Source organism: Paenibacillus sp. sgz302164 (assembly GCF_056120505.1).
The window spans coordinates 144,197-170,574 of sequence record NZ_JBVYOL010000003.1 but is presented as its reverse complement, the minus strand read 5'-3'; the positions used below and the strand labels follow the sequence as shown (position 1 = coordinate 170,574).

Below are 26,378 nucleotides of genomic sequence, written 5' to 3'. Positions count from 1 at the left end.
GAAAGGAGGTTTCCTATGTTCTTGTTGGCTGAAACCGCACCTGCAGCCGATGCCGGTGCGATGGGGTACTTGTATACATACGGGCCGCTGGTGCTCATGTTCGTCGTGCTTTATTTCTTACTTATCCGCCCTCAGCAGAAGAGGCAAAAAACTCGCAACATGATGCTCGGGGCATTGAAAAAAGGGGACAAGGTCGTCACCATCGGCGGTCTGCACGGAACGATTATGGAAATTACGGACGACATTTGCGTACTGCGCGTCAACGACGCCACGAAGATGACGTTCGACCGTTCCGCTATCAACTCCGTCGTATCGAGTGCAGCGAAGGAATAGTGAAAAAAAAGCGAGATCCTATCTCAGGCTCTCGCTTTTTCTATGGCATTTATCTGTATTTCATTTTTCTTATGGGCTATTTGCGGGTATTGACGCCAAGCATGCCGCCAAGCGCTCCGGACGCGAAAAATATGCCGAGCAGCTGCAGCGATTGCAAGTTCAATCCGGCGTCGAACGCAAGAAATCCTACCAGAAAAATGATCAGGAAGTAGATGAGACCGAGCATGCCTCCGTAATACCAGCCTTTGTTGCCGGCTCTTTTGCCGGACACCCAGCCGCCGATAAACAGGGAGACGCCGTGAATGATTGTCGTCAAAGTATGCAGGGCGCTCTCCTGCGTGCTGGTAAGAAACAGCAGCAGCGATGTTACGATTGTGCCGATCGTCATCATAATTAATGAATACACTAACCCGGAAAATAAAGGAGATGTAATTCGAACCTGGCTGACGTTTCGCATAGGGTTCATATGCACCATTCCTCTCATTATATTCGATGTTTAGTTAACATCATTGTATGGCCAAGCACATAGAATTAGTACATACTTGCAGAAAGGAAGTGAGTGCATGAACGAATTTTCTCATGGACCTGCGCTATGGCAGTCCATAGCTGCTTTTCTTATTTTCGCGGCCGCTTTTGCAGGCATATTGATCGAACGCTGGAACAGGTCGTATATTGCGCTTGGCGGCGCTCTTTTAATGCTGCTGCTCGGAATTGTGCCGCTCGGAAAAGCTTTTTCTACATACGCGGATTGGGATACGCTCATCCTTTTAACAAGCCTTTTTGTGCTGGCTTCAGGTTTTCAAAAGACGGGAATTGTCTCCTATTTGGCAGCTGCACTTATTCGCAAATACCGGTTAAAGCCTTTATTTATTTTGCTGGGATTGTCTGTCCTGACGGCCGTTTCGTCGGCGTTTATGGACAGCCTTATGGCCATCGCCGTAATCGTTCCCGTTATGCTTAGCACTGCGCGGGTTCTCAAGCAGTCTCCCGTGCCATTTTTGATAGCGGCTGTCATGTCGGCCAATTTGGGCGGCGCGGCCACGTCGACCGGGAGCGTAACGAACCGGATGATCGGGACGGCGGCGGATTTCAATCTGTGGCAATTTGTTGTAAAAATGGGGCCGCTGGTCATCGTTTCGCTGCTCATCGTTTACGCCGCTATGTGGCTGCTGTACGGCAAGAAAATGATCGTTCCGGAGTCGCAAAAACGCGAGCTGCTAAGCCTGCAGCCTGCTTCGCATCTGGCGGACAAAGCGTTTGTCATCGGCGGGAGCGCGATTTTTTTCCTTTTCATTGCGGCTTTGCTGCTTCAAGGACTGCTCGGGTGGAAGGCCTCTTATACCGCTCTCGCCGGAGCAGTGCTGATCACGGCGCTGGATTACAAAGCGGTTGCCGGCATCGTCACAAACAAAGGCTATCGGGCGCTTTGGCAGGGTGTGCTGGACTCGCAAATTTTGTATTTTTTCGGCCTGTTTGTCATGGCTGGCGGTTTGACGCACGCGGGGATCAGCGGCCTGCTCGCCCTTCGCGCCATGGAGCTGAGCCATGGAAGCATCCCGTTTTTGTCCATGCTGATTTTTTGGCTGACCGGCATCGGTTCCGCTATGGTCGACCATATTCCGTATTTGGCGGGGGTCCGGCAAGTGCTTCATGAAATAGGGGCGCTCGTGCAGACCGTTGAGGGAAGCACGATCGCGCCGTTATGGTGGTCTTTGGCGCTGGGCGCTGCCATCGGCAGCAGCGGAACGATTGCCGGCTCCGTCACCGGCATGCTGGCCGCGGGGCTCGCGATGCGGGACGGCAGCGGTTTTAAGCAGTGGGATTATTTGAAAATCGCGGCGCCGCTTACTTTGATATTGATGATTATCGCCACAGGGTACATCGGGCTGTTTTTGCTTTAATTGCCAACAATTGAATACGCAAATTTTGCATGACGCGGCACATCAGCGGTCAGAATACCATTGAACTCCGGAAGTGAGAAGGAAAGCTTGCTTCGAAAGCATTCGCTTTACAACAGGGAGGCTCAAGCAATGGATATTCTGACCATTTTTTTACGCACGGTGCTGATCTATTTCGTCGTGTTTCTCATGCTCCGCATTATGGGGAAGCGGGAGATCGGGAAGCTTTCGCTGTTCGATCTGGTCATTTCGATCATGGTCGCCGAGATCGCCGTATTCGTCCTTGAAGACGCAAGCAAGCCTTTGCTGGACGGGTTGGTGCCGATGGCGACGCTGGTGCTGATTCAGGTGGCCATTGCGTTCATCGCGCTGAAAAACAGGACGGTCCGCATCATGTTCGACGGGAAGCCGAGCGTTTTGATCGAAAACGGCTCGATCAATCGCGAGGAGATGAGGAAGCACCGCTACAATCTGGACGATCTGATGCTTCAGCTGAGGCAGAACAAAATTATGAACGTTGCCGATGTGGAGTTTGCCATTCTCGAACCGTCAGGCAAGCTGAGCGTCGTTGAAAAAGAGAAGAAAATACCGGATGCGGCAAATTCCGGACGCAAAGGCCAAGTCAGATTTGAAGGTTTGCCTCTCCCGCTCATTATGGACGGGAAAGTGCAGGATGAAAATTTGGATAAAATAGGGAAAACGAGATTTTGGCTTAAAAATCAGCTGCAGGCAAAAGGGACGACCGATTTTAAAGATGTGTTCTACTGTTCGATTGACCATAGAGGCAGGCTGTTTCTCGATTTGAAGCGGTAAGTCGGGAAATTACCGGATAAATTTTTTGCCCAGCTTCAGCATGCGCAGCATATCGCTTTGATTCACGAGGCGAAAAAGAACGATCAGGAACAAATACATGATGAATCCGATGAGGCAGGAGACGATAAAACGCAGCCAATCGGTTTGCGTCCAGGGCGCATACATGACGGCGTAGCTGCAAACTCCCGAGAGCGCCATCGCCCCGACGACTTTGGCAAAGTCGACGCCGTGCATGCGGAATTTCAGCAGTCGCACGACGCTGTTCCAGTGAAGCAGCGTAACGAGCACAATGTTCACGTTGATGGCGAAAATCGCTCCGCGTATGCCGAGCTCCGGCTTGCTGGCGAGCACATAGATCAATGCTAACTTGATCGCGGAACCGATCAGGGAGTTCACCAGGGCGGCGCCCGGCCTGTTCAAAGCTTGCAAAGTCGATTGCAGCGGCGCCTGAAAATAAATGAAAATGGCGATAGGAGCCATCATTTTCAGCATGACGCCGACTTCGGGCTGATTGTACATGTAGGTGCAGATTGGCTCGGCAAGGACGAACATGAGTACGGCAAAAGGAGCGCCGGTCACAAGCGCAAGCCGCAGCGATTGATGAAGCCGCGTGTGGATGGTCTGCATATCTTTGCGGGCGGCCGCTTCGCTGAGCGACGGGATCAGCGAGACGGACAACGACATCGTAAGCGCGCTCGGCAGCATAATGATCGGAATAATCATCCCCTGCAGGGCGCCGTACTGGGCCGTGGCAATCGCTGTGGTGACGCCGGCAAGCGCCAGGCTTTGGGCAATGAGGATCGATTCCAGCAGGTAAGACCCCGCACCGATCAGCTTGCTGCCCGTAACAGGAACGGATATGCGCAAAATCCGCTTGAGATTGGATACCCGGCCGCCTGTTTTAGTAGTCCCGATCGTCGCTCTGGCAGTATGGAGTGAGGCGTGTTTGCGGCTATTTCTGAACATCATCGCGAGTACGAACAGCCCGCCGATCTCGCCGGCTAATACGCCGATCATCGCGCCTGCCGCGGCGTATTCGATTCCGTAAGGAAGCATGAGGTAAGCGCAGACAAGCACCATAACGATGCGGATCAGCGTTTCCGAGGTTTGCGAGACGGCCGTCGGAATCATGTTTTGCCTGCCCTGAAAGTAGCCGCGGAACACGGAGGCGACGCCGATGATCGGAATCATCGGGCTCATGCACAGCAGCGTGAAATAAACGCGTGAGTCCGTCAGGAGATGGGTTGTAATCCACGCAGAGCAGACTACGCAAATGGCCGTAAAAATGAAGCTTAACCCGGTAGTCAGCAGCAAGGAAATGCGTAAAATGCTGCGAATGCGGGTTTCGTTGCGTTCTGCCTCCGCCTCCGCGATCAGCTTGGCGATGGCAACCGGAATCCCGCCGGTAATGATCGTCAAAACAACTATAAGGAACGGCCACCCCATTTGATAGAGCCCTACGCCCTCAGCGCCGATTACTCGCGGGAGCGTGATGCGGGGAACAAAACCGAGTATGCGGTTGATGATGCCCGCAGCTAGCAAAATCATCGTTCCTTTGATAAACGACTGCTTGGTCAATGCCATTCCTTCTTCCCCGACATGATTACTTATGAGCTTGTTTGCACTCATACTTATGGATATGCGGGAATCGGCCAAGCTCATGCTAACATTTTATGGACATGTTGGGTCTGGAGGGGCAGGAATACGGCCGACGGCCATCGAATACAAAGGCGAGGGGAGGAAATACCCATGGAACAGGACAATAACGAACCGGAAAGCGCATCCGCCCGCGAAGAGGACAGCGCTTCCGATACGGAACGGGCCGAGCCGTCCGATCTTGACGGCGGCGAATTGCCGGCAGACGGGGAAGGCGAGGAGGCGTACGATACGATAGGCGATGAAGCCGATACGATGTCGGACGAGGAATTGAGCGAGGTCATCGAGAGCTTGTGCCTGAGCAAAGTCGAGGAGTTCCGGATGCTAGGCTATGAACACGTGACCGGCCAGGATATATGGGAGTGTGTAAGCGACAAGTACCGCAAAACAGGATTGCCGCCGCTTTACCAAATTGTAAACGACATACTGTCGCTCAAATCCACGCAGTTTATGAACTGGATGACGTTGAGCGTTTTTAAAGGGGCCCAATTGTGACGAGAGGCCTTATTTTTTTGCATGAACGGATCATAATTTACGCAAATTACACAAAATGACGTAAATTGACTCGTTTTTCGAGCCTGAGTATAATAGGAATATTGAGTATGGAAGGGAGACAAGCAAGAATGCTGGATTGGAAAAGAATTTCGATCTTCTTTTTGACGGTGGTCATCGTGCTCGGCGCTATCGCCGCAACGAGTCCCTCATTAGTCGATCGAATCAAGCTTGGACTGGATTTAAAGGGCGGTTTCGAAATCCTCTACACAGCGGAGCCTTTGACTGCAGGTCAGCCCTTGACAAAGGAAACGCTGTCGCAGGCCGCGGAGAGCCTGGCCAAGCGCGCGGACAGTCTCGGCGTCGCCGAGCCCGAAGTTTACCCGGAAGGAACCGACCGTATCCGCGTCCGGTTAGCCGGTGTGCAAAATGAGGACGAGGTCAGGAGCCTGATGTCCAAACCGGCCGTACTGACATTCCGCGGTCCGGACGGAACGGTTTATATGAACGGCACCGATTTCGTCGAGAATGCGGCCAAATTGAGTTTCGATCCGAACACGAAACAGCCGATCGTCGAGATCAAGATGAAGAGCAGAGAGAAGTTCAAGGAGGTTACCACCAAGCTGGTCGGCAGCAGTCTGTCCATTTATTTGGACGACGCACTGCAGTCCACCGCGTCGGTTAATTATCCGATCGACAGCGACTCCGCGATCATTACGCAATCGAACATCCAGGAAGCGACCAAAGTCGCGAAGATCATCAACCTGGGCGCAATGCCGCTTAAATTGACGGAGAAGTACATTCAACGCGTAGACGCTACATTAGGGAAAGCTTCGCTGCATCAAACTGCGCTTGCAGGCTTGATCGCCTCCGTGCTGATTTTCCTCTTCATGGTCATTTATTACCGCGTTCCGGGTCTCGTAGCGGCGTTTACACTGATTACTTATATATGGGTGCTTTTGGCCGTTTTCGACTTTATGAACGCGACCCTCACATTGCCGGGTATTGCCGCATTGGTGCTCGGGGTAGGCATAGCGGTCGATGCGAACATCATTACATATGAGAGAATCAGGGAAGAAATCCGCTCCGGCAAAAGCGTTCTGTCATCGTTAAAATCGGGTTCGAAGCATTCCTTCCGGACGATTATGGACGCGAACGTAACCAACCTGATTGCCGGAATCGTACTTTACTATGTTGGTAACGGGGCTATCCGCGGATTCGCCGTCATTAACATGATCAGTATCATTATCAGTATCGCAACGAACGTTATCCTCTCCAGATGGCTGTTGCATCTGATTGTTCGAGGCAACCTGCTCAAGAAGCCGGGCTATTTCGGCGTTAAGGAGGCGGACATACGTGAGCTTTAAGAAACAATACGATTTTGTTAAAAATCGCAACAAGTTTTTTGCCGTTTCGGCTTTAATCCTGATTGCGGGTATAGTGATTATGTTAATTTCGGGAATGAATTTCGGCGTCGATTTTAAAGCGGGAACGAACATCGACCTGGTCGTCGGCAAAACGGTCGACAAGGCCAAAGTGAACGAAATTTTGAAGCAACTGTCGGCCAGCGGCGACATAAAGTCGAGATATGCCGAGCCGACGATCGGCGGCAACAATAACGACCGCGTCTCGATCCGCTTTGACGACGTGCTCAGTGATGATGCGGTCAACAAAATTCATAGCGCCTTTGTCAATGCTTACGGCGGCGAAGTTTCCAAGGAAATCAATACGGTTGACCCGCAGTTGGCCAAAGAGCTGCTCATTAAGGCCGGATATGCCATAGGGATTGCGAGCATACTCATCTGCGTCTATGTGAGCATCCGATTTGAGTGGCGGTTCGCGCTTGCGGCGATTATCGCCATTCTCCATGACGCCCTCATCGTTATCGCGGTATTCGCCATTTTCCGTATGGAAGTGAATCTGCCCTTTCTTGCGGCGGTGCTGACGACGATCGGTTACTCGATCAACGATAAAATCGTTATTTTCGACCGGATCCGCGAAAACCTCCGCTTTGCCAAGCTGAAGACGGACGAGGATCTGGTAAATCTCGTCAACGACAGTATTTGGCAGACAATGGCGCGGAACATCAATACGGTGCTCGTCGTACTCGTCGCAGCAGGCTGTCTGTATGTTTTCGGCAGCGTATCGATCAAGCTGTTTGCCCTTGCCAAGCTGATCGGTCTGGCGAGCGGAGCTTACTCCTCCATTTTCATCGCTTGTTCGTTATGGTATTTATTTAAAAGAAATTCACTTGGTTCTAAAAAGAAAGCTGCAGCGTAATAACGTTAATAAACGGCCGCGTGATCGATTGCGCGGCCTTTGCATCCGTCTAAACAGGTTTTTCAAGGGGAGTGGCACGGTGTGACTGACCGGCGTTTTGAAAAGGCAGAGTTTGCCGCTTGGGGCGGAATCGCGGGCATTCTGGCACTTGTCGTATTAAAAGGCATTGTCGGCATTATGGCGCAGAGCTCAGGGCTGATCGCCGACGCGGCGCACTCCGCCTCCGGCGCTGCCGGCTCCATTGCCGAGCGGGCCGGGTTCCGCGCAGCCAGGCCCGGGTCCGATGACAATCATATTTACGGACATAACAAAACGGAAACCATTGCGTCCGTAATCGTTTCCGTTTTCATTCTTGTCGTCGGAGCGGAGATTGCGGTGTCTGCGGTTAAGGCGCTGTGGAACGGGGCGGAGCATCCGCCGAAATCGTATGCGCTCATCGCTATCGTCATTTCATTAGCCGTAAACGAAATTTTGTATTATTATAAGCGCAGGCTGGGGAAAAGTTTGGGTTCGCGAGCATTGTTGGCGCAAGCGGAAACACATCGCTCAAGCGTATACTCGTCCCTTGCGGCGTTTCTTGGCGTGCTGCTGGCGGTGTTGGGGTCGCAAATCGCCTTGCCTGCACTGTTTTATTTGGATTCGGCGGCAGGCTTGTTCATATCCCTGCTGGTGCTCAGAATGGGATACAGACTGCTGAACGAGGCTGTCCGCAAAACGGTTGACCGCGTTTTGCATCGCGAGGATGCCGCCGACCTGATCGCCGCCGTGCAGCGTATAAAAGGCGTAATCACCGTTGACGATTTGCGGGCCAGAGAGCATGGCCATTACGTCGTGGTCGATGCGAAGATCAGCGTGAACCCGCGAATTTCCGTACTGGAAGGACACGATATCGCCCGAAACGTCAAGCAGCAATTGATGAAACGGTTTATTCACGTTGCGGACGTGTTCGTGCATGTGAATCCGTATGATCCCGGGTATCCTTACAAGAACAGTGTGGAATCGGAGCAGGGAGCCCATTCGAATGTTATTCATTGACAGAATTGACGCTTGCGAAGCAAGCACACGGGGAGGGAACGACGGTGCTAGCGCCAAAGGCGAGATGGAATATCGGCAAAGCGGAGGAAGCTCTTGTTGAAACTTTCATTCGCGATTTGAACATAGATCCGCTTGTCGCCCGGCTTCTTGTTCTCCGGGATATACGAACCGCGGAAGAGGCCGAACTTTTTTTAAGCGGCGGCAAAGAACATTTTCACGATCCTTTTTTGCTGGACGGCATGCGTCCGGCAGTCGATCGTATTCACCGGGCGCTCGCCCGGGGTGAATTCATACGTGTATACGGCGATTACGACGCCGACGGAGTGAGCAGCACCTCGTTGATGGTGCATCTGCTCAGAGGGCTTGGCGCCCGCTTCGATACATATATTCCCCACCGCATCCGGGAAGGCTACGGTTTGAACCGCAGCGCGATCGACAAAGCCAAGGAGCAGGGCGTCTCGCTTATCATTACGGTGGACACTGGCATTAGCGCCGTGGATGAAGTACAGTATATTCAGGAGCTTGGCATGGATGTTATCGTAACCGATCATCACGAACCGCCTGAAGTACTGCCTGACGCACTTTCCGTTATAAATCCGAAAAAGCCGGACTGTCCGTACCCATACAAGCATTTGGCCGGCGTCGGAGTCGCCTTCAAGTTAGCTCATGCTCTTCTTGGACGTTTGCCGGAAGAGCTGCTGGAGTTTGCGGCTATCGGCACGGTCGCCGATTTGATGCCGTTAACCGGCGAGAACCGTTTGATCGTCAAATGGGGGCTCGAACGCATGCAAGCTTCCGCTTATGTCGGCATCCGGGCGCTGCTCGGCGTTTCGGGCATCGAGCGGAAGGAAGTGACGGCTTCGCATATCGGCTTTTCCCTGGCGCCGCGCATTAATGCGAGCGGGCGGCTGGAATGCGCGGACGATGCGGTGAAGCTGTTGACGACCGATGCGGAGCAGGAAGCCGAGCATATCGCCTTTGAACTGGACATGCTCAACAAAGAGCGCCAGCGCATCGTAGAGGACATGACGGCCGAAGCGATGGCCATGGCGGAGGAGCAGCGCAGCCAAGGGCTGGATAAAGTCATTGTAGTTGCGAAGGAAGAATGGAACGTGGGCGTAGTGGGAATCGTCGCTTCCAAAATCGTCGAGAAGCATTACAGGCCTGCACTCGTTCTCAGCATCGACCCGCTGACGGGAATTGCCAAAGGTTCGGCGCGCTCCATAGCCGGATTCGATATGTACAAGGCGCTGACGGCTTGCCGGGAGTGGCTTGACCATTACGGCGGCCATCAGGCTGCGGCCGGTATGAGCTTGAACCGCAGCGACGTCGGAGCGTTCTCCCGGAAGCTGAACCAGCTTGCCGGAGAATGGCTCACGGAGCAGGATTTCATCCCGCTGCTCAAAGCGGACAGCGAATGCAGCCTGCAAAGCGTGCCGATAGCGAGCATCGAGCAGCTTGGCAAGCTGGCGCCGTTCGGCATGGGGAACCCGGCGCCAAGGTTCGTTTTCACGGATTTGACGCTCGGCGAAATCCGCACGATGGGCAAAGAAAAGCAGCATCTGAAGCTTGCGCTTTCGCAAACGGAGGACGAGGTCAGCCGGTCCGTGGAAGCTGTCGGCTTCGGCAAAGGAAGCCTGAGCAGCCTTATTGCGCCGACTTCGCGCATCGACGTGCTGGGCGAGCTTTCCGTCAACGAGTGGAACGGAGTGCGCAAGCCGCAGATCGTGATGCAGGATTTGCGGGTGCCGCATATCCAACTGTTCGACTGGCGCGGAGCGCAGCAGATGGAATCGAAGCTGTCCGCGCTTGCGAGCTCTCTCGCCGACATGCCCGGGGCGAGCGACGGCATCGTGCCGCCGGCTATAGTGTTGTTTGACGAAGCCGACTTGGCTGCTGCGGCCGTGCAGGCCGGGTGGAATTATCCTCTCTGGATGCTTCAGCGCTCAGGCACGGTGGTGCCGGGTAATGAGCAGGCGGCGGGCTTGCAGTTTGCCCGTATGCAGGATATTGTGCTATATTCAGCTCCGCGAAGCATCGCGGGCTTCAAGCGTTTACTGCGGCAAAGCCCGGGTATGATGCGCTGCTACGCCGTTTTTGCGGAGCTTGGACAGCAGCATGGCGGGGCCATGCCTTCGCGTGACATGTTCAAGCTGCTGTACGGCACTTTGCAGAAGCATGGGCCGATGAATGCGCAGGACCAGCGCTTCATGCAGTCGTTAAGCAAGCGCACAGGGCTTTCACCGGCTATGATCGAATTTATTTTTTCGGTATTCGAAGAACTGGGCTTTCTTGAGCGGACAGGCGGCATCGTAAAGCTGCAGCCGTCCCCGGACAAAAAAGACCTGGGGTCGTCCAGGCTTTACCAGGACAAATTGCACCGCCAGGAAGTGGAATCGATCATTTTGTATTCCTCGGCCAAAGAGCTCGAGCAGTGGATCGTGGAGCAATTGAACAATGATAAACAAGCAGTGGAGGAGATCGTATGAATTTTAAAGAGTATATTCGCGTCATTCCGGATTTTCCGCAGCCGGGAATTAGCTTCAAGGACATTACCACCTTGCTGCAAAACGGAGCCGTCTACAAAGAGGCGATCGACCAAATAAAACAACTGGTGGCCGATAAGCAGATCGACGTCATTGCCGGCCCGGAGGCGCGCGGTTTTGTTGTCGGTGCTCCGCTGGCTTACGCGCTGGGCGTCGGCTTTGTGCCGATCCGTAAAAGCGGCAAGCTTCCGGGGAATACGATTGAGGCGGATTACGCCCTGGAGTACGGCAAGGACAAGCTGGCTATGCACCAGGACGCTATCAAGCCAGGTCAAAAAGTGCTTATTGCCGATGACCTGCTCGCAACGGGCGGCACGATTCAAACTTCGATCGACTTGATCAAGCAGCTTGGCGGAGACATCGTCGGAGCCGCGTTCCTGATCGAGCTGTCCTACCTGGACGGCAGAGAGAAGCTGGGCGGTATCGACGTCGTTTCGTTGGTACAATATTAATCATACGAGGGGTTGTCCCAAAAAGGTCACATATGGCCTTAGGGGCAGCCCCTTTAAAATTGTTGACCGGGCAAAGGCCGGAACAAGCTCCAAACAGGGGGCATGTGGTTGACCGTCATGCAATACCCACTGCGCGCCGGGAACCGTGCGCGGCGAAGATTTAGCCTCTGTTCCAGGACTTGGAAAATGTGGAGGCGGTTTGTTGATCGACTTGGCAGCCCTCGGCGGTCCTTGGAAGTCTCCGGAAGTCCTTGGCAGTCTTTGGCGGCGGCAGACTTTGGCAGTCCTCTGCAGCCCTCGAAAGTCCTTGGAAATCCTTGGCAGTAATCGCCAGCTCCTCGGTAGCCCCTCTGCTGTCCCCGATTAACCAAAAAACCTGAAAAAGTACAGGCTTTTTCCAAGGAAATGTCTCGTTTGGCGGAAAAGCCTGCAATTATGCAGGAATTTCAAGCAAAATGGACTTGTACCTACCGCAGCAGCAAAAAAGCCTGCAGATTTGCAGGAATTTTTCGCTGCAAGCGTATCCGCAGGCAAAAGATGTATTTTTGCAGGTTTTTCGGCCGCAGCCTGTTGCTGCAAGTAGATCCGTCAGCTTAAGCAGGTGAGCTTTTCAATGCTCCGGCTTGTGCAGTCTTTTTCGAGGGAAACGGTTCGTTTGGCGGAAAGGCTCCGATTTGTGCAGGAATTCCCGGTTACAACGGGGCTGATGTGAAACGAACATCAAGCCTCGGACTGCCGCGCATTTAAATTAAACTTGGAAACCGCTTGTTTTTCAATTTCGTCCCAATGGGGAGTTACAATGTTTGATTGCAGCTTCAACTTATTGAACGAATCAAACAAAGCCGCAATTTCGCCGAAAGATCCAACCACAAATTTCATAAACGGTAAATTATGCAGCAGTTTTAAACCATAATATACACCGTGTTTATGCTTACGAATCCATTTAACTTGGCTTGCAGGAGTGATCGTATAACCCAATTTTTCCAACACCTGAAACCCTTCGTCCACCGCTGATATAGCTTGCTTTAATAGCTTTTTGTCCTTGGCTGCCCGCTTCAAATCACCGTCGTAAAGATAGCCAATGGAGTTTAAAGGCACAATAGGAACGATATGACTTTTAAGCCAAGCGTCCATATCTTCATGATAAGTTAATGTATACTTAACATGCTTGAAAGCATTTTCCAGCAAATGTTGAAATGGAATACCGCCGTATAGACTGCCAAGTACCATATGTCCACCGCCGCGTATGCAGATAATGCGACCGCTCTTTTCTCTGACTCCTCCGCTAAGTTGAAACCCGAAGACTACATGTTTGTTAACGAGGCTATTTTCCTGCAGAAAAATTTGCATCTCGCGGGCATCGGTATTATTGCCGACAAGGACAATATTACGGCTCTGGTTTTTTGCCAAAATCGGCAGTACTGACGGGAAATCATTGTATTTCATAACGACAAAAATGAGATCGTAACTATCATCCGGTTGAAGTGTTTGGATTACTTTTACTTCATCGACAGTAGTTTTTCGCTGAAAATAATGGCGAATGACGAGCCCGTCTTTTTTCAACTGCTCAGCTCGCTTCCCTCTGGCAAGCACCGTTACTTCATTGCTACTCCCACGTACCAAGGCATGAGCAAGATAACTGCCTAGAACTCCCGCGCCGTAAACTAATATTCTCAAGGTATACGCACTCCTTTTTTTACGATTGTTGTTTTTTAACCATTTGTTCAATATAATCAGACTATCAGCTTTCCAAACATGCTTCAATCGTTAATCTTATCGGTAATGTTGGTTTTTCAACAGATTACAATCCATTGTTCAATTAAAGGGGTATCTCGATGGACAGAAGAGTAAAAAAAAACCAAGCAGCCATTATGAAGGCGTTCATTCATCTGATGGCGGAAAAAGATTTTGAAAAAATAACGATTAACGAAATCGCCGAGCGTGCCGATGTAAACCGGGGCACCGTTTATTCGCATTATTCGGATAAATACGATCTATTGGATAAATGCTTGGAGACTCAACTGGGACAACTAATCGAAAGCTGCTTGCCGGTGGACGAAACAGAGACTTATCTCTCGAAGGATTCATTGCTCCGCACATTTGAACAAATGGAGAAGAATGCTCTTTTTTACAGAACTTTTTTAACGAACAGAGGCGTTCCTTCCTTTACAAACCATTTGCAAGAATTAATAAAAAAGGGAATACGGGAACAAATTAAAAACCATTTGAATCTGGATGACCTGAGCAAGGACATTTTAGTGCAATTTTTGAGCTCGGCGGTTGCCGGAGTGATTGAATGGTGGTTTATGCACACAATGCCCTGTTCTGCAGCAGAGATTACGGAAAAGTTATGGCGGCTGCTTGAGCTTAATCAGATGATACCCCGATCTCAACGCGAAACCGCACCTTCGGAAGCTTTATCCTTTGATAAATTAGGTATATCGGGCTGATACTAGTAAAACTTCTAAATACTCCCTGTCTTGCTTATTCGAAATGTGAAAGGTTTGCGAGAAAAGACCGTGTTTTGTCGAAAGTAAGCCGGCGGGCAGTTGACGCGGAGCCTGCCTTGAAGGCATAATGAATAAAAATCGACTAAAGGGAATGGGTAGATGAATGGGTATAGAGCTGCTGCTGGAGAAGGCCGCCACCTATCTGAAGGAGAATGATTTGCAGCGGATTCGGGAGGCCTACGAGTTTGCCGATGAAGCCCATCACGGCCAAGTGCGCAAATCGGGGGAACCCTACATTCTGCATCCTTTGGCTGTTGCTGAAATTTTGGTCAACATGCAGATGGACGTGACCTCCATCATTGCAGCGCTGCTTCATGATGTCGTAGAAGATACGACGGTTTCTTTGGAGGCCGTTCTCGATAAATTCGGAAAAACATGCGCAATGCTGGTTGACGGATTGACCAAACTGGAGAGAATCAAATTCAAGTCGAAGGAAGAGCAGCAGAACGAAAATTATCGCAAAATGTTCGTTGCCATGGCGCAGGACATCCGCGTCATTTTGATCAAGCTTGCCGACCGTCTTCACAACATGCGCACACTCAAGTACCAGTCGGAAGAAAGTCAGCGGCGCATTGCGGAGGAAACGCTGGAAATTTTTTGCCCCATTGCGCACCGGCTCGGGATTTCGACGATCAAATGGGAGATGGAGGACATTGCTCTCCGTTATTTGAACCCGCAGCAGTATTACCGGATCGTGAACCTGATGCAGAAGAAGCGCGCGGAGCGGGAGCAGTACATCGAGAACGTTATTCAGAGCATTAAGGAAAAGCTCGAAGAAATGGGCATTCAGGGGGACATTTCCGGGCGCCCCAAGCATTTGTACAGCATTTACAAAAAGATGAGCTCCCGCGGCAAGCAGTTCAATGAGATTTACGATCTGATGGCGCTGCGGGTCATTGTCGATAATATCAAGGATTGCTACGCCTCGCTCGGCATCATCCATACGTTGTGGAAGCCGATGCCGGGCCGTTTCAAGGACTATATCGCGATGCCCAAGCCCAATATGTACCAGTCTTTGCATACGACGGTGATCGGGCCGAAAGGCGAGCCGCTGGAAGTGCAGATCCGCACATGGGAAATGCACAAAACGTCCGAATTCGGGATCGCCGCGCACTGGGCATATAAAGAAGGCGGCTCTGTGGTGCCGTCGGGCACGTTCGAAGACAAGATGAACTGGTTCAGAGAAATTCTTGAGCTGCAGCAGGAGACGAGCGACGCTTCGGAATTTATGGAATCCATGAAAATGGATTTCTTCTCCGACCTTGTTTTTGTCTTTACGCCGAAAGGCGAAGTCATCGAATTGCCGGCGGGATCGGTGCCGCTCGATTTTGCCTACCGCATCCATACGGAAGTCGGCAACCGGACGATCGGGGCCAAGGTGAACGGGCGGATCGTACCGCTGGACCATAAGCTGAAAACCGGCGATATTGTCGAAATTTTAACTTCCAAACATTCGTACGGCCCCAGCCAGGACTGGATAAAAATCGCTCAATCCTCGCACGCCCGCAGCAAGATCAAGCAGTGGTTCAAAAAAGAGAAGCGCGAGGAGAACGTGGAAAAAGGCAAGGAGATGATCGAGCGCGAGCTGAAGCGCTTGGCTATCGATCCTCCGACGCTCATGAGCGACGACAAGCTGCTGGAAGCCGCGAAAAAATACAATTTTAACGACATTGAAGATATGCTTTCGGCAGTCGGCTTCGGCGGCATTACAGCGGCGCAGATTTGCACGAAGCTGACGGAGAAGCTGCGCAAGGAAGCCGAGGAAGCGCAGTCGCTGCAGCTGACCGGCGAGGTCAAAGAAGTGAAGGCGCAGCCGCAAAACGAGCGCAAAGGGCGTCCGACCAACGGCGTACGCGTCAAAGGCGTAGACAACCTGCTTGTACGGTTCGCGCGCTGCTGCAATCCGGTGCCCGGCGATTCCATTATCGGCTATATTACGCGCGGCCGCGGGGTGTCCGTTCACCGTCAGGATTGCTTGAACATTCCTAACAGCATGGGCGAAGAGGAACGCGTCATTGAGGTGGAATGGGCCGAGGCCGTCGAATCCAATTTTAATGTGGAAATCGAGATTACCGGACATGACCGCCGCGGTTTCCTCAACGAAGTGCTGCAGGCCGTCTCGGAAAGCAAAACGATGATATCCGCGGTATCGGGCCGTTCGGACAAAAACAAAATGGCGACGATCCACATGACCATTTTGATCAAAAATATCGACCATCTGCAGTCGGTCGTGGAAAAAATCAAGCGCGTCAAGGACGTTTATTCCGTCCAACGAATTATGCAAACTTAGGAGAGTCGGCAGATCATGCGGGTAGTGGTGCAGCGATGCAAGCAGGCCGCTGTTGCGGTTAACGGAAAGACAATCGGACAAATCGAACAAGGCTTGATGCTGCTTATCGGCGTTACGCATGAGGATACGGAACAGGATGCGAAATATTTGGCCGATAAAGTCGCGGGGCTTCGCATCTTCGAAGATGAGACAGGCAAGATGAATTTGTCCGTCACGGATACGGGAGGGCAAATTTTGTCGGTTTCCCAGTTTACGTTGTACGGGGACTGCCGCAAAGGCAAGCGCCCGAATTTTATGGCGGCGGCCAGGCCGGAGACCGCGGAGCCGCTCTACGAGAAGTTCAACGAGCTGCTCAGAGCGCAGGGTCTGCGGGTCGAGACCGGCGCTTTCGGCGAAATGATGGACGTAAGCTTTACCAACTGGGGACCCGTTACGCTCATTATCGACAGCAAGGGTTAGATTGCCCGCCGGCTGGCAACACTAAGTGTACAAACCAGTCAGTTAGGGGCACCAGGATGCGGCAATCGATCAAGCATAAAGCGATGACGGCGGCGCAGCAGCAACTGCTGCACGGGACTTTTGCAGAAAGACTCAGCCAGGCGCCCGCTTTGGGCGATGTAGAAATGAGCCAGGAGTTCACCTCCGAACAGGAAAAGCTGAAAAGCGTTCCGAAAAAATCATACCGATGATCCGAAAGCCCCGGTCACTGCCGTCATCTCAGGCAGCGCCGGGGCTTTATTCGTGCCGGGCGGCATCGCTCCTTTGACCCGTCAGATTTTCGCCAAATTTCTCACGGCTATGAAAATATGGTAAACTAACAAGTGGCGTTACCGGCAGGATCTGCAAAAGCGATACAAACAATGGAGGGTTTTGTTTGAAAATTCAAGTGACCCGTTCCGGTTTTCACGAGCTGACGACGGAAATTTTACATATTAACCGGCTGTTTTTTGAGGAAGTGGAGATCAGCTATTTGCAGGCCGGCGATGCCGAGCTCCAGATCGATATCGAGCTGGAAACGGCTGAACCCGGCAAAGCTTGCGCTTCCGTTCGGGTCCGCGATGCCGCCGCTGCCGAGGAATGGACGGCGCGCAACGAGCGCTCGGCGGATGCTGCAGACGCGGCGGCAAGCAAAGCTGCTGTTCGCCGGGCTGTGTGCACGGCGCTTTTGCAGGCGCTGCAGCGTATGACGGGGCTTACGCAGCCGTGGGGAATTCTGACGGGCGTGCGCCCGACCAAGCTGATGCACAATTTGCTGCAAAAGCACGACCGCGCCGCCTGTCTGCAAATTTTGCTGGAGCAGTATTTGGTCAGCGAGGAGAAGGCGCGGCTGCTTGTGGAGATCGCGGAGCGCCAGCTCAAGGTCATCCCCGATTTGTTCCACCTGGACCGCGAGGTCAGCGTCTATATCGGGATTCCGTTTTGCCCGACGAAATGCGCCTACTGCACGTTCCCGGCTTACGATATCCGCGGCAATAACGGATCGGTCAACTCGTTTTTGCACGGCTTGCACGAGGAGCTTCGCATCATGGGACAGTGGATGAAGGACGCGGACTTGCGCATCACGACGATCTATTGGGGAGGCGGTACTCCGACAAGCATTACGGCCGAAGAGATGGACGCCTTGTTCGTGACGATGCACGATTCGTTCCCGGATATGAACGCGGTGCGGGAGCTGACCGTGGAAGCGGGCAGGCCCGATACGATTACCCCGGAAAAAATCGAAGTCATGAAAAAATGGAACGTCGACCGCATCAGCATCAATCCGCAAAGCTTTACGCAGGAGACGCTGGACGCAATCGGCCGGCATCATACGGTCGAGGAAACCGTGGAGAAGTTCAAGCTGGCGCGGGACATGGGGCTCGACAACATCAACATGGATCTAATTATCGGGCTTCCGAACGAAGGCATGAATGAGCTTGAGCATTCCTTGCGCGAGACGGAAAAGCTTTTGCCCGAGTCGCTGACGGTGCATACGCTGTCTTTTAAGCGCGCTTCGCGGATGACGAAAAACCGCGATCAATACGAAGTAGCGGGGCGCGATGAGGTCGAAGACATGATGAATCGGGCTATAGAGTGGACGCAGCAGCACGAATATGTCCCTTACTACTTGTACAGGCAGAAAAATATTTTGGGCAATTTGGAAAATGTGGGCTACTCATTTGAAGGTCGCGAAAGCTTGTACAACATCCTCATGATGGAGGAGCGCCAGACGATTATCGGACTGGGCTGCGGCGCGGTCAGCAAAATTTTATTTCCCCGCGATGCCGCGGAGCAGGAGCCGCAGCGGATCGAACGTTTTCCGAATCCGAAAGAACCGAGTGTCTACAATCAGGCGTATAAGGAATATATCGAGAAAAAAATAATGCTGCTGAATGAAGCTTACAAGCCTTCGGGCGCGAGGCTGCAAGAAACGCAGTAAACTTAAGGCTGGTGTCTAATTACGTATGTCAACCCGTTCCCGAACAAACAATGCTCCGTCCAAAGGATGGATTTTCTGGATGGCGGCCCTTATTCTGCTTGCCGTGCTGGCTGCCGCCGCATCGCTGTATTATCAGTACAAGCACTTGGCGATCGGCGCGCCAAGAGGCCACAAGCAGGCGCTGGAGCCGGTGAAATCGCTCAAAAAAGCGAAGGACTCATACGATGTCATCGTAGTCGGAACAGACCCGGAAGGAATCGCCGCGGCTGTGTCGGCGGCCCGCAACGGCCTGTCGACGCTGCTCGTTGACGGGCGCAACCGGGAAATACTCGGTGGTCTCATGACTTTGGGATGGCTGAATACGCTGGATTTGAATTACGCGCCCAAGACGAATCCGCTCGGCAAACACGAATTTCTGAACAAAGGCTTTTTCACCGAATGGTATGCCAAGGTCGAAGGCAGCTCGTTCGACGTCAATACGGCGGCAAACGCCTTTTACGATATCGTCCGCAATGAGAAGAACATTGATATTTTGCTGAAAACTCAAAAGATCGAGCCGGTTACCGTTCAGGGCGCATCCGGAAATCCGCAGGTACAAGGTGCGGCGATCGTTCTGGAGGACGGCACCAAGCAGACGGTGAAGGCCGGATCGGTTATCGACGCGACGCAGGATGGGGATTTTGCCGCTGCGGCGGGCGTTCCGTTCACGACCGGCCGGGAAGATCTGGGCGATCCGAAGTCCAAAATGGCGGTGACGCTCGTATTCCGCCTGGCTAATGTGACTCCTGAAGTATGGAGCCAGATGGCGAAGCGGCTCAACGGCGACAACAATTCGAACACGGGCGTGGACGATGTAAGCGTCTGGGGCTACGGGGAGATGAGCAGCTATCCGCCGATCAATAAAGAACGCGCCAAAATGCGCGGCCTGAACATGGGCAGAGAGAACGACAACACCGTGCTGGTCAACTCTTTGCAAATATTCGGGGTGGACCCGTTCGATCCGAAGTCGGTTCAGGATGCTTTTGAAATCGGGAAAAAAGAACTGCCGAATGTCGTGGAATACATGAAAAAAACGTTCCCGGAGTTTGCCGGTCTGGAACTGGCGGGTACGGCTCCGGAGCTGTATGTGCGTGAAACGCGCCATATGGAGGGCGAATACCGGTTGAGCATCGTCGACGTTTGCTCGAACAACGATCAGTGGGACCGCATCGGCTTTGGCTCTTACGCCGTCGATATCCAGCGGGTGTCCCCGACGGATTCAGGCAATGTCGTCTGCCATCCGACGCAATACGCCATTCCGTTCCGCAGCCTCGTTCCGCAAAAAGTGGACGGCCTCCTCGTCGTCGGGAGATCGGCAAGCTACGACACGCTGCCGCACGGCAGTGCGCGCGTCATTCCGACCGGAATCGCCGAAGGCCAAGCGGCGGGCGTCGCGGCAAAAATCGCCCGGCAGGATAACATGACGTTCAGACAGCTCTCCGCGTCGAAAGAGGCGGTTGCCAAACTCCAGGCGGATTTGGGCAGCCAGGGAGTAGATATTCAGCCTATCCAGCTGAAGCCGGAACCGTTTATGCAGCATAAAGAGTATGAAGGATTGAAGACGGCGCTCATGCTGGGGCTGGCGACAGGCGCATACGACAACAACTTCCATCTGGACGACAAAGCGAATCCGAAGCGCATGGTCAATGTCGTGAACGGTGCCAAAAAAATGAAGCCGGACGCATTCAAAGGCGATCCGTCGGGAGCGATCGCGAAGCTGGACAATTCCGACAAAATCCCGCTGACATTAGAGCAGGCCAGCTATACGATTACGCAGGCACTCGGCATAAAAACTTCTCCGGCGGAAGCGCAAGCCGAGCTTATCCGCGCCGGTCTGTTGACGGATGCGTCGGTTAAGCTCATATCCGACCAACAAAATCTTACGAATGCAGACACCTATATGCTGATCAAGGACCTGAAGGTCGGCTTGACAGGCAAAGCATTATAAGTCAAGAGCCTTATTACCGCGCAGAACGGGTAATAAGGCTCTTAACCTGTTTGTGGATGGGAATGCTGAGTGCGCTTACAGTTACGCCTCGGAGTCGGAGGCATCCTCTGGGGAATCATCCGCTTCTTCCGCAGCTTCCTCGCCGCTATCCTCATCAGCATCGTCCGCTTCTTCATCCGCCTCTTCAGCATCCGCTTCCCCATCGTCCGCATCTTCGTCCGCTTCGTCGTCCACTGCCTCATCATCGGAAGCAGCGTCTTCTTCGGAAGATTCGCCGCCGTCCGCGCCGTCCGCTTCTTCTACAGCGTCGTCTTCAGCTTCCGAAGCATCCGCTTCCTCTTCGACTGCACCGACTTCGTCCGCGTCTTCGGAGAAGAGCACCAATAAATCCTGCAGCCGTTCTTGCAATTCGTTTTGTGCTTTCATCGCTATCAGCCTCCTCTTTTTTTCGAGGGGATTCTTCCTTCCCCTGCAATACCATGTATATGTGTAAAGAGACTGAATATACGATGCGCAGAAGATGAAAATTGTTGAAAAACAGGCATTTGGTCGACCGACCGCAGTCATGCAGTGCAACACCGCGCACCGGGAGCGCGACGCAAAGCTTTGTAACCGAAATGTAATTTGTTTTTCATACGCTCTTAATCATGGGCGGATATAATAAAACTCGACCCCCTTTAAAATATAAATTCCTTGAAGGCCTGCAGCTTTGTGCTGCAGGCTATTTTCTTGGGCGAAAGTAAAGCCAACACTCTAAAAACTCAGAAAGCCTGCAAAAGTGCATCTTTTTGCTCCTTAAATCGCTTGCCGCGGAAAATTCCTGCGAATCAGCAGGCTTTTGCTGCTAAAACTGTAGAAAGAGGCCGAGATGAGGGTAATTCCTGCACAATTGCAGGCTTTTCCCAAAAACAGGCCCTTTCCTTCGAAAAAACCTGCACTTTTGCAGGTTTTGCCCGCTGCCACTGTATAGTTAAGCCAAGCCGAGCCATGGAAAGCCAGGCAAAATCAGGCTAAGTCAGGTCAAGCCAAGCCAGGTCAAGGCAGTCAAGCCATGCCATGTGAAGTCAGGCTAAGTCAGGCCAGGCGGTGCCAAGTCAAGTAGATTCAGGCCAGGCAAGCCAAGGTATGCCAAACCGAGCATGTGAAGTCAGGCTAAGGCAGGCCAGGCGGTGCCAGACCAAGCCAGACCAAGTCAGTCAGTGGTCGATCGACCGCCGCCATGCAGCGCAACACCGCGCGCTGGGAGCTGCGCGCCGTGCAGAAGGTCAGTGCCGGTCGCAGCCGGCCAAACAAGAAAAGCCGCCCGGGCGCAAACTGCAGCTCCGGGCGGCTTTCATAAATACGCGGCCGCTTATTTTTACATAAGAGCGTCAAGCGAATAGTCGCCTGCGCCGATCAGAGCGACGCCAATTGCAATGGCAATTAACGCAACATTGTACTCCGAACCGTTGGATGTGGACCAGTAGCCGTTCTGGCCGTGCACTTTTACGATAGCGACAAGCATCGTGAGCGCGATCAGCGCGGCGCCGGCGACGGTCCAAAGCCCGGCCGCGAACAGCAGGCCTCCGGCCAGCTCGGCGAGACCGGCCAGCACGGCCATTGTGACGCCGGGTTTAATGCCGATCGAATCGAAGAAACCGCCGGTTCCTTTGGGGCCGTAGCCTCCGAACCAGCCGAACAATTTTTGCGTGCCGTGCGCCGCGAAGGTTAGTCCGATCACCAAACGAATAATAAGTAGTCCTAATGCCATAACTAACAACTCCTTCATAAATTATTTTTGTTTAACAACTTACTTTATGTTAGTATATTATGACGAACACTTACTTTTGTCAAGCAACTATGTTAAAATTGTTTATAAGGAGATGATTCGTATGGAAGACTATCAACTGTGTCCCAAATTCGAAAATGCTTTTGAACTGATTGGCAAACGTTGGACAGGACTTATTATTCGCGTGCTGCTTACGGGCCCCAAGCGGTTTAAGGACATTTCCGAACTCATCCCCAGTATGAGCGATCGTATGCTTTCGGAACGATTTAAGGAGCTAGAAGCTGCAGGAATCATAATCCGTCACGTTTATCCGGAAACTCCGGTGCGTATTGAATACGAATTGACAGAAAAGGGAAAAGGGCTCAAGCCCGTCATGGACGAGCTGCAAAAATGGGCAGACCAACATTAAATTTGCTTACTTGACTTTAACGCTGCCAATGTTTACAATTAGCAATAACGTAATTGGATACTTCAACGATCCGTTGAAGGGACAGAGTAATTCGCCCCCACATATTCAGAGAGGGAAGCCGAGGCTGCAAGCTTCCTTTTGATGAGCGGATGAAAGACTTCCCCGAGGACCGGCAGGGAACCGCATCGAGCCGATGTGTAAGTAGCTGCCGAGCGTATAGCGGGCGTTAACCGCAAAGAGCAGGATTTAGCCGTGATTCGTCTTTTTTTGATGACAGGGCAGTCCTGAATGTGGGTGGTACCACGGGTGAATTTGGCAATCGAATCTCTCGTCCCTGACAGATAATGTCGGGGCGGGAGATTTTTTGTTTGGCGTCGCCTTGGAAACTGAAATTAGGAGGTTGAAACCGATGAGCATTCAAAAACCGAAAGGCACACAGGATCTTCTGCCCGGCGAAGTGGAGAAGTGGCAGTATTTGGAGACCAAAGCCAGGGAGCTGTGCCGAAGATTCAACTACAAAGAAATTCGCACCCCGATCTTCGAGCACACGGAGCTGTTTTCCCGGGGAGTCGGCGAAACGACGGATATCGTGGAAAAAGAAATGTATACGTTTCTCGACAAAGGAGACCGCAGCATTTCGCTTCGTCCCGAAGGCACGGCCGGAGTCGTGCGGGCATATGTGGAAAACAAGCTGTACGGGGAGCCTGACGTAAGCAAGCTGTACTATGTGGGCCCGATGTTCCGCTACGAGCAGCCGCAGGCAGGACGCTACCGGCAGTTCCACCAGTTCGGCATCGAGGCTTTCGGCTCCGTCGATCCAAGCATCGATGCGGAAGTGATCGCGCTGGGCTTTACGTTTTACAAGGAGATCGGCTTGAAGAACGTGAGCGTGGAAATCAATTCGGTCGGTACGCCTTCCGTGCGAACCGCTTACCGGACAGAGCTTCAAAAGTTTTTCGCGCCGGTCAAAGATAAGCTGTGCAAAGACTGCCAGTCCCGTTTCGACCGCAACCCGATGCGTATTCTCGATTGCAAAATAGATCAAAAGTACGGGGAAGGGGCGCCGGACATTTTGCAGTTTCTTGATGAAGAGTGTACGACGCACTTCCAGACCGTACAGGATCACCTAAAGGGCATGGACATTCCTTTTACCATTAATCCCCGTCTCGTCCGCGGACTCGATTACTATACACATACGGCCTTTGAATACAAGGCTGCGGGGATCGGAGCGATCGATACGATCGGCGGCGGCGGCCGCTACAACGGTCTCGTGGAGCAAATCGGCGGCAGCGATCAGCCCGGCGTAGGCCTTGGGCTCGGCCTGGAACGGATTTTGCTCGTTCTTGCCAGCCAGGGCGTCGAGGTGCCTAAGCCTGAACCGCTTGACGTCTATTTGATCGCTCTTGGCGAAGCTGCGGAGCGGGAAGCGGCCAAGCTGCTTTACCAGTTGAGGCAGCAGGGAATTGCCGCGGAGAAAGATTATCTCGGCCGGAAGATCAAGGCGCAGATGAAATCGGCTGACCGTTTTCACGCGGCGTATGTCGCGATTCTCGGCGACGATGAGCTGGCCCGGGGAGAAATTACGCTGAAAAAGATGGCGACCGGAGACCAAATGACCGTCAGCTTGGCGGATTTGACCGCGAATGCGGCGAAAACGCTGTTTGCATAACAGACAAATTATTTTAGGAGGCTGCACAACCATGTTGCTCAGAACACATCACTGCGGACAATTGACGAAAGCTGAAGTAGGACAAATAGTTACATTAAACGGATGGGTGCAAAGAAGACGCGACCTGGGGGGCGTACTGTTCATCGATCTGCGCGACAGAAGCGGGCTCGTGCAAATCGTCTTCAACCCGGACTTCTCCGGCGATGCGCTTGCCGTAGCCGACCGTGCGCGCAATGAATACGTGCTGGCCGTGCAAGGAAAAGTCGTAGAACGCGACCCGGAAACCGTCAACAAAAACATCGCAACCGGCGAAATCGAAATCCAGGTTACGGAAATCGAAATCATGAACCCGGCGAAGACGCCTCCGTTCTTTATCGAAGACGGCGTTGACGTGGACGAAGCCGTTCGCCTGAAATACCGCTATCTCGACCTGCGCCGTCCGGAAATGCAAAAAACGTTGATGCTGCGCTCCAAAGCGGCGAAAGTATTCCGCAATTTCCTTGACGATCATGGCTTTATCGAGGTTGAAACACCGATTTTGACGAAAAGCTCGCCGGAAGGCGCCCGCGATTATTTGGTGCCGAGCCGCGTGCATCCGGGCGAATTTTTTGCACTGCCGCAGTCTCCGCAAATTTATAAACAGCTGCTGATGGTGAGCGGCCTTGAGCGCTATTACCAAATCGCGCGCTGCTTCCGCGACGAAGATCTCCGCGCAGACCGCCAGCCGGAATTCACGCAAGTCGACATTGAGACTTCGTTCCTGACGCGGGATCAGCTTCTCGACATGATGGAAGAGCTCGTCGCCGAGCTGATGAAAACTACCGCAGGCGTTGAAATTGCCCGTCCGTTCCAGCGTCTGAGCTATGCCGACGCGATCGGCAAATACGGCTCCGATAAGCCTGACCTGCGCTTCGGGCTGGAACTGCAGGACGTCTCCGACATCGTCGGCGAGTCCGGGGTTCAAGTGTTTGCCAACGTGATCAAAGGCGGCGGTCAAGTCAAAGCGCTGAACGCCAAAGGCTGCGGTACATGGAGCCGTAAGGAAATCGACGATTTGCTGCCGTTCGCGGCCAGGTACGGGGCCAAAGGCCTCGCCTGGATTCAGGTAAAAGACGGCGAGTTCAAAGGGCCTATCGTGAAATTTTTCAACGAAGCCGAGATTGCCGCTCTGACTGAGCGTCTGGGTGCGGAAGAAGGCGACTTGCTGCTCTTCTCCGCCGACAAAAAGAAAGTGGTTGCCGACGTTCTCGGAAACCTGCGTCTGAAAATTGGCCGCGACCTCGGTCTGATTGACGATTCCGTCTTCAAATTCGCATGGGTTATCGACTTCCCTCTGCTGAGCTACGATGAGGAACAAAAACGCTACGTTGCGGAGCACCATCCGTTCACGCGTCCGAAAGAAGAGGACCTGCCTTTCTTCGATACGGACCCCGGCCAAATCCGCGCGCAGGCGTACGACCTCGTGCTCAACGGCTACGAAGTAGGTGGCGGCTCGATGCGTATTTACAAGCGTGAAGTACAGGAAAAAATGTTCGCGGCGCTCGGCTTTTCGAAAGAAGACGCCTACGACAAATTCGGCTATTTGCTGGAAGCTTTCGAATACGGAACGCCTCCTCACGGCGGTATCGCCTTCGGCTTCGACCGTCTGGTCATGCTGATTGCAGGCCGCACGAACCTCAGGGAAACGATCGCGTTCCCGAAAACGGCGAGCGCTACGGATCTGCTGATGGACGCGCCGGCGACAGTCGACGACCAGCAGCTTGAGCAGCTGTCGATCCGCGTGTCTTTGAAGCAGCCTGCGGCTAAAGCTTAAGCGAAGGG

Annotated in this window: 24 protein-coding genes; 19 read left to right on the top strand and 5 right to left on the bottom strand. The window is 52.8% G+C overall.

Annotated features, from left to right (window positions below; genetic code table 11):
- The first annotated feature begins 15 nt into the window (after window positions 1-15).
- On the top strand, window positions 16-333 hold the full coding sequence (gene yajC, locus AC0LWT_RS06360) for a preprotein translocase subunit YajC (protein ID WP_474680389.1): 318 nt from the start codon (window positions 16-18) through the stop codon (window positions 331-333).
- A 76-nt stretch (window positions 334-409) separates the two neighbouring features.
- On the opposite strand, the gene AC0LWT_RS06355 is transcribed toward yajC, so the two are convergent.
- Entirely contained in the window at window positions 410-799 is a 390-nt protein-coding gene (locus AC0LWT_RS06355; protein WP_474680388.1) for a TIGR04086 family membrane protein, read from the bottom strand.
- A gap of 97 nt (window positions 800-896) precedes the next feature.
- On the opposite strand from AC0LWT_RS06355, the gene AC0LWT_RS06350 reads away from it, so the two are divergent.
- Both AC0LWT_RS06350 and AC0LWT_RS06345 read left to right on the top strand, forming a co-directional pair.
- Entirely contained in the window at window positions 897-2,234 is a 1,338-nt protein-coding gene (locus tag AC0LWT_RS06350; protein ID WP_474680387.1) for an ArsB/NhaD family transporter, read from the top strand.
- Window positions 2,235-2,363: 129 nt separating this feature from the next.
- Window positions 2,364-3,044, top strand: a complete 681-nt coding sequence (locus tag AC0LWT_RS06345; protein WP_474680386.1) for a DUF421 domain-containing protein — start codon at window positions 2,364-2,366, stop codon at window positions 3,042-3,044.
- 9 nt (window positions 3,045-3,053) lie between these two features.
- On the opposite strand, the gene spoVB is transcribed toward AC0LWT_RS06345, so the two are convergent.
- On the bottom strand, window positions 3,054-4,622 hold the full coding sequence (spoVB, locus tag AC0LWT_RS06340; protein WP_474680694.1) for a stage V sporulation protein B: 1,569 nt from the start codon (window positions 4,620-4,622) through the stop codon (window positions 3,054-3,056).
- Between the two features lie 171 nt (window positions 4,623-4,793).
- Here spoVB and AC0LWT_RS06335 point away from each other — a divergent pair, with 171 nt between their 5' ends.
- The 6 genes from AC0LWT_RS06335 to AC0LWT_RS06310 all read left to right on the top strand — a co-directional run bounded on the left by AC0LWT_RS06335 (window position 4,794) and on the right by AC0LWT_RS06310 (window position 11,505).
- Window positions 4,794-5,195 (top strand): post-transcriptional regulator, encoded by a 402-nt coding sequence (locus tag AC0LWT_RS06335; RefSeq protein WP_474680385.1) that lies wholly within the window; start codon window positions 4,794-4,796, stop codon window positions 5,193-5,195.
- A 131-nt stretch (window positions 5,196-5,326) separates the two neighbouring features.
- Window positions 5,327-6,559, top strand: coding sequence for a protein translocase subunit SecD (gene secD / locus AC0LWT_RS06330; RefSeq protein WP_474680693.1), 1,233 nt, complete (start codon window positions 5,327-5,329; stop codon window positions 6,557-6,559).
- The gene (gene secF, locus AC0LWT_RS06325; protein WP_474680384.1) at window positions 6,549-7,472 is read left to right on the top strand and encodes a protein translocase subunit SecF; all 924 of its coding nucleotides are present in this window, start codon (window positions 6,549-6,551) and stop codon (window positions 7,470-7,472) included. The genes secD and secF overlap by 11 nt, the downstream gene beginning before the upstream one ends.
- A gap of 81 nt (window positions 7,473-7,553) precedes the next feature.
- On the top strand, window positions 7,554-8,507 hold the full coding sequence (locus AC0LWT_RS06320) for a cation diffusion facilitator family transporter (RefSeq protein ID WP_474680383.1): 954 nt from the start codon (window positions 7,554-7,556) through the stop codon (window positions 8,505-8,507).
- A gap of 44 nt (window positions 8,508-8,551) precedes the next feature.
- Window positions 8,552-10,996 (top strand): single-stranded-DNA-specific exonuclease RecJ, encoded by a 2,445-nt coding sequence (recJ, locus tag AC0LWT_RS06315; protein ID WP_474680382.1) that lies wholly within the window; start codon window positions 8,552-8,554, stop codon window positions 10,994-10,996.
- Window positions 10,993-11,505, top strand: a complete 513-nt coding sequence (locus tag AC0LWT_RS06310; protein ID WP_474680381.1) for an adenine phosphoribosyltransferase — start codon at window positions 10,993-10,995, stop codon at window positions 11,503-11,505. The genes recJ and AC0LWT_RS06310 overlap by 4 nt, the downstream gene beginning before the upstream one ends.
- Window positions 11,506-12,225: 720 nt before the next feature.
- Here the strand turns inward: AC0LWT_RS06310 and AC0LWT_RS06305 are convergent.
- Window positions 12,226-13,182 carry a ketopantoate reductase family protein gene (locus AC0LWT_RS06305; RefSeq protein WP_474680380.1) on the bottom strand — a complete coding sequence of 319 codons (957 nt, stop codon included), beginning with the start codon at window positions 13,180-13,182 and terminating at the stop codon, window positions 12,226-12,228.
- Window positions 13,183-13,340: 158 nt separating this feature from the next.
- On the opposite strand from AC0LWT_RS06305, the gene AC0LWT_RS06300 reads away from it, so the two are divergent.
- From AC0LWT_RS06300 to AC0LWT_RS06275, 6 genes are all read left to right on the top strand, one after another.
- Window positions 13,341-13,955: a TetR/AcrR family transcriptional regulator gene (locus AC0LWT_RS06300; protein WP_474680379.1), complete on the top strand. Its 615-nt coding sequence runs from the start codon at window positions 13,341-13,343 to the stop codon at window positions 13,953-13,955.
- 163 nt (window positions 13,956-14,118) lie between these two features.
- Complete coding sequence (locus AC0LWT_RS06295; RefSeq protein WP_474680378.1) at window positions 14,119-16,305, top strand: RelA/SpoT family protein; 2,187 nt, start codon at window positions 14,119-14,121, stop codon at window positions 16,303-16,305.
- A 15-nt stretch (window positions 16,306-16,320) separates the two neighbouring features.
- Window positions 16,321-16,764: a D-aminoacyl-tRNA deacylase gene (dtd, locus tag AC0LWT_RS06290; protein ID WP_474680377.1), complete on the top strand. Its 444-nt coding sequence runs from the start codon at window positions 16,321-16,323 to the stop codon at window positions 16,762-16,764.
- A gap of 56 nt (window positions 16,765-16,820) precedes the next feature.
- Entirely contained in the window at window positions 16,821-16,994 is a 174-nt protein-coding gene (locus AC0LWT_RS06285; RefSeq protein ID WP_474680376.1) for a hypothetical protein, read from the top strand.
- Window positions 16,995-17,179: 185 nt separating this feature from the next.
- Window positions 17,180-18,724 carry a coproporphyrinogen III oxidase gene (locus tag AC0LWT_RS06280; protein WP_474680375.1) on the top strand — a complete coding sequence of 515 codons (1,545 nt, stop codon included), beginning with the start codon at window positions 17,180-17,182 and terminating at the stop codon, window positions 18,722-18,724.
- A 79-nt stretch (window positions 18,725-18,803) separates the two neighbouring features.
- Window positions 18,804-20,711, top strand: coding sequence for an FAD-dependent oxidoreductase (locus AC0LWT_RS06275; protein ID WP_474680374.1), 1,908 nt, complete (start codon window positions 18,804-18,806; stop codon window positions 20,709-20,711).
- An 81-nt stretch (window positions 20,712-20,792) separates the two neighbouring features.
- Here AC0LWT_RS06275 and AC0LWT_RS06270 read toward each other — a convergent pair whose 3' ends face one another.
- Window positions 20,793-21,137 (bottom strand): hypothetical protein, encoded by a 345-nt coding sequence (locus AC0LWT_RS06270; RefSeq protein WP_474680373.1) that lies wholly within the window; start codon window positions 21,135-21,137, stop codon window positions 20,793-20,795.
- A 303-nt stretch (window positions 21,138-21,440) separates the two neighbouring features.
- Between AC0LWT_RS06270 and AC0LWT_RS06265 the strand changes: the two genes are divergently transcribed.
- Window positions 21,441-21,725, top strand: a complete 285-nt coding sequence (locus tag AC0LWT_RS06265; protein ID WP_474680372.1) for a hypothetical protein — start codon at window positions 21,441-21,443, stop codon at window positions 21,723-21,725.
- Window positions 21,726-22,068: 343 nt separating this feature from the next.
- Here the strand turns inward: AC0LWT_RS06265 and AC0LWT_RS06260 are convergent, their stop codons facing one another.
- Entirely contained in the window at window positions 22,069-22,461 is a 393-nt protein-coding gene (locus AC0LWT_RS06260; protein ID WP_474680371.1) for a DoxX family protein, read from the bottom strand.
- A gap of 121 nt (window positions 22,462-22,582) precedes the next feature.
- Here AC0LWT_RS06260 and AC0LWT_RS06255 point away from each other — a divergent pair, with 121 nt between their 5' ends.
- The 3 genes from AC0LWT_RS06255 (at window position 22,583) to aspS (ending at window position 26,370) form a co-directional block, all read left to right on the top strand.
- Window positions 22,583-22,888 (top strand): winged helix-turn-helix transcriptional regulator, encoded by a 306-nt coding sequence (locus tag AC0LWT_RS06255; protein WP_474680370.1) that lies wholly within the window; start codon window positions 22,583-22,585, stop codon window positions 22,886-22,888.
- A gap of 409 nt (window positions 22,889-23,297) precedes the next feature.
- Window positions 23,298-24,557, top strand: a complete 1,260-nt coding sequence (gene hisS, locus AC0LWT_RS06250) for a histidine--tRNA ligase (RefSeq protein ID WP_474680369.1) — start codon at window positions 23,298-23,300, stop codon at window positions 24,555-24,557.
- A 31-nt stretch (window positions 24,558-24,588) separates the two neighbouring features.
- Entirely contained in the window at window positions 24,589-26,370 is a 1,782-nt protein-coding gene (gene aspS, locus AC0LWT_RS06245; RefSeq protein WP_474680368.1) for an aspartate--tRNA ligase, read from the top strand.
- Window positions 26,371-26,378 lie beyond the last annotated feature (8 nt).

What these genes read in the sequence shown, in the direction of transcription:
- dtd (WP_474680377.1), top strand. Translation starts at nt 16,321, where the DNA reads ATGCGGGTAGTGGTGCAGCGATGCAAGCAGGCCGCTGTTGCGGTTAAC.
- AC0LWT_RS06350 (WP_474680387.1), top strand. Translation starts at nt 897, where the DNA reads ATGAACGAATTTTCTCATGGACCTGCGCTATGGCAGTCCATAGCTGCT.
- hisS (WP_474680369.1), top strand. Translation starts at nt 23,298, where the DNA reads ATGAGCATTCAAAAACCGAAAGGCACACAGGATCTTCTGCCCGGCGAA.
- AC0LWT_RS06260 (WP_474680371.1), bottom strand. Translation starts at nt 22,461, where the DNA reads ATGGCATTAGGACTACTTATTATTCGTTTGGTGATCGGACTAACCTTC.
- yajC (WP_474680389.1), top strand. Translation starts at nt 16, where the DNA reads ATGTTCTTGTTGGCTGAAACCGCACCTGCAGCCGATGCCGGTGCGATG.
- AC0LWT_RS06270 (WP_474680373.1), bottom strand. Translation starts at nt 21,137, where the DNA reads ATGAAAGCACAAAACGAATTGCAAGAACGGCTGCAGGATTTATTGGTG.
- AC0LWT_RS06355 (WP_474680388.1), bottom strand. Translation starts at nt 799, where the DNA reads ATGAACCCTATGCGAAACGTCAGCCAGGTTCGAATTACATCTCCTTTA.
- AC0LWT_RS06300 (WP_474680379.1), top strand. Translation starts at nt 13,341, where the DNA reads ATGGACAGAAGAGTAAAAAAAAACCAAGCAGCCATTATGAAGGCGTTC.
- AC0LWT_RS06285 (WP_474680376.1), top strand. Translation starts at nt 16,821, where the DNA reads ATGCGGCAATCGATCAAGCATAAAGCGATGACGGCGGCGCAGCAGCAA.
- AC0LWT_RS06295 (WP_474680378.1), top strand. Translation starts at nt 14,119, where the DNA reads ATGGGTATAGAGCTGCTGCTGGAGAAGGCCGCCACCTATCTGAAGGAG.
- aspS (WP_474680368.1), top strand. Translation starts at nt 24,589, where the DNA reads ATGTTGCTCAGAACACATCACTGCGGACAATTGACGAAAGCTGAAGTA.
- AC0LWT_RS06310 (WP_474680381.1), top strand. Translation starts at nt 10,993, where the DNA reads ATGAATTTTAAAGAGTATATTCGCGTCATTCCGGATTTTCCGCAGCCG.
- AC0LWT_RS06275 (WP_474680374.1), top strand. Translation starts at nt 18,804, where the DNA reads ATGGCGGCCCTTATTCTGCTTGCCGTGCTGGCTGCCGCCGCATCGCTG.
- AC0LWT_RS06345 (WP_474680386.1), top strand. Translation starts at nt 2,364, where the DNA reads ATGGATATTCTGACCATTTTTTTACGCACGGTGCTGATCTATTTCGTC.
- AC0LWT_RS06335 (WP_474680385.1), top strand. Translation starts at nt 4,794, where the DNA reads ATGGAACAGGACAATAACGAACCGGAAAGCGCATCCGCCCGCGAAGAG.
- AC0LWT_RS06255 (WP_474680370.1), top strand. Translation starts at nt 22,583, where the DNA reads ATGGAAGACTATCAACTGTGTCCCAAATTCGAAAATGCTTTTGAACTG.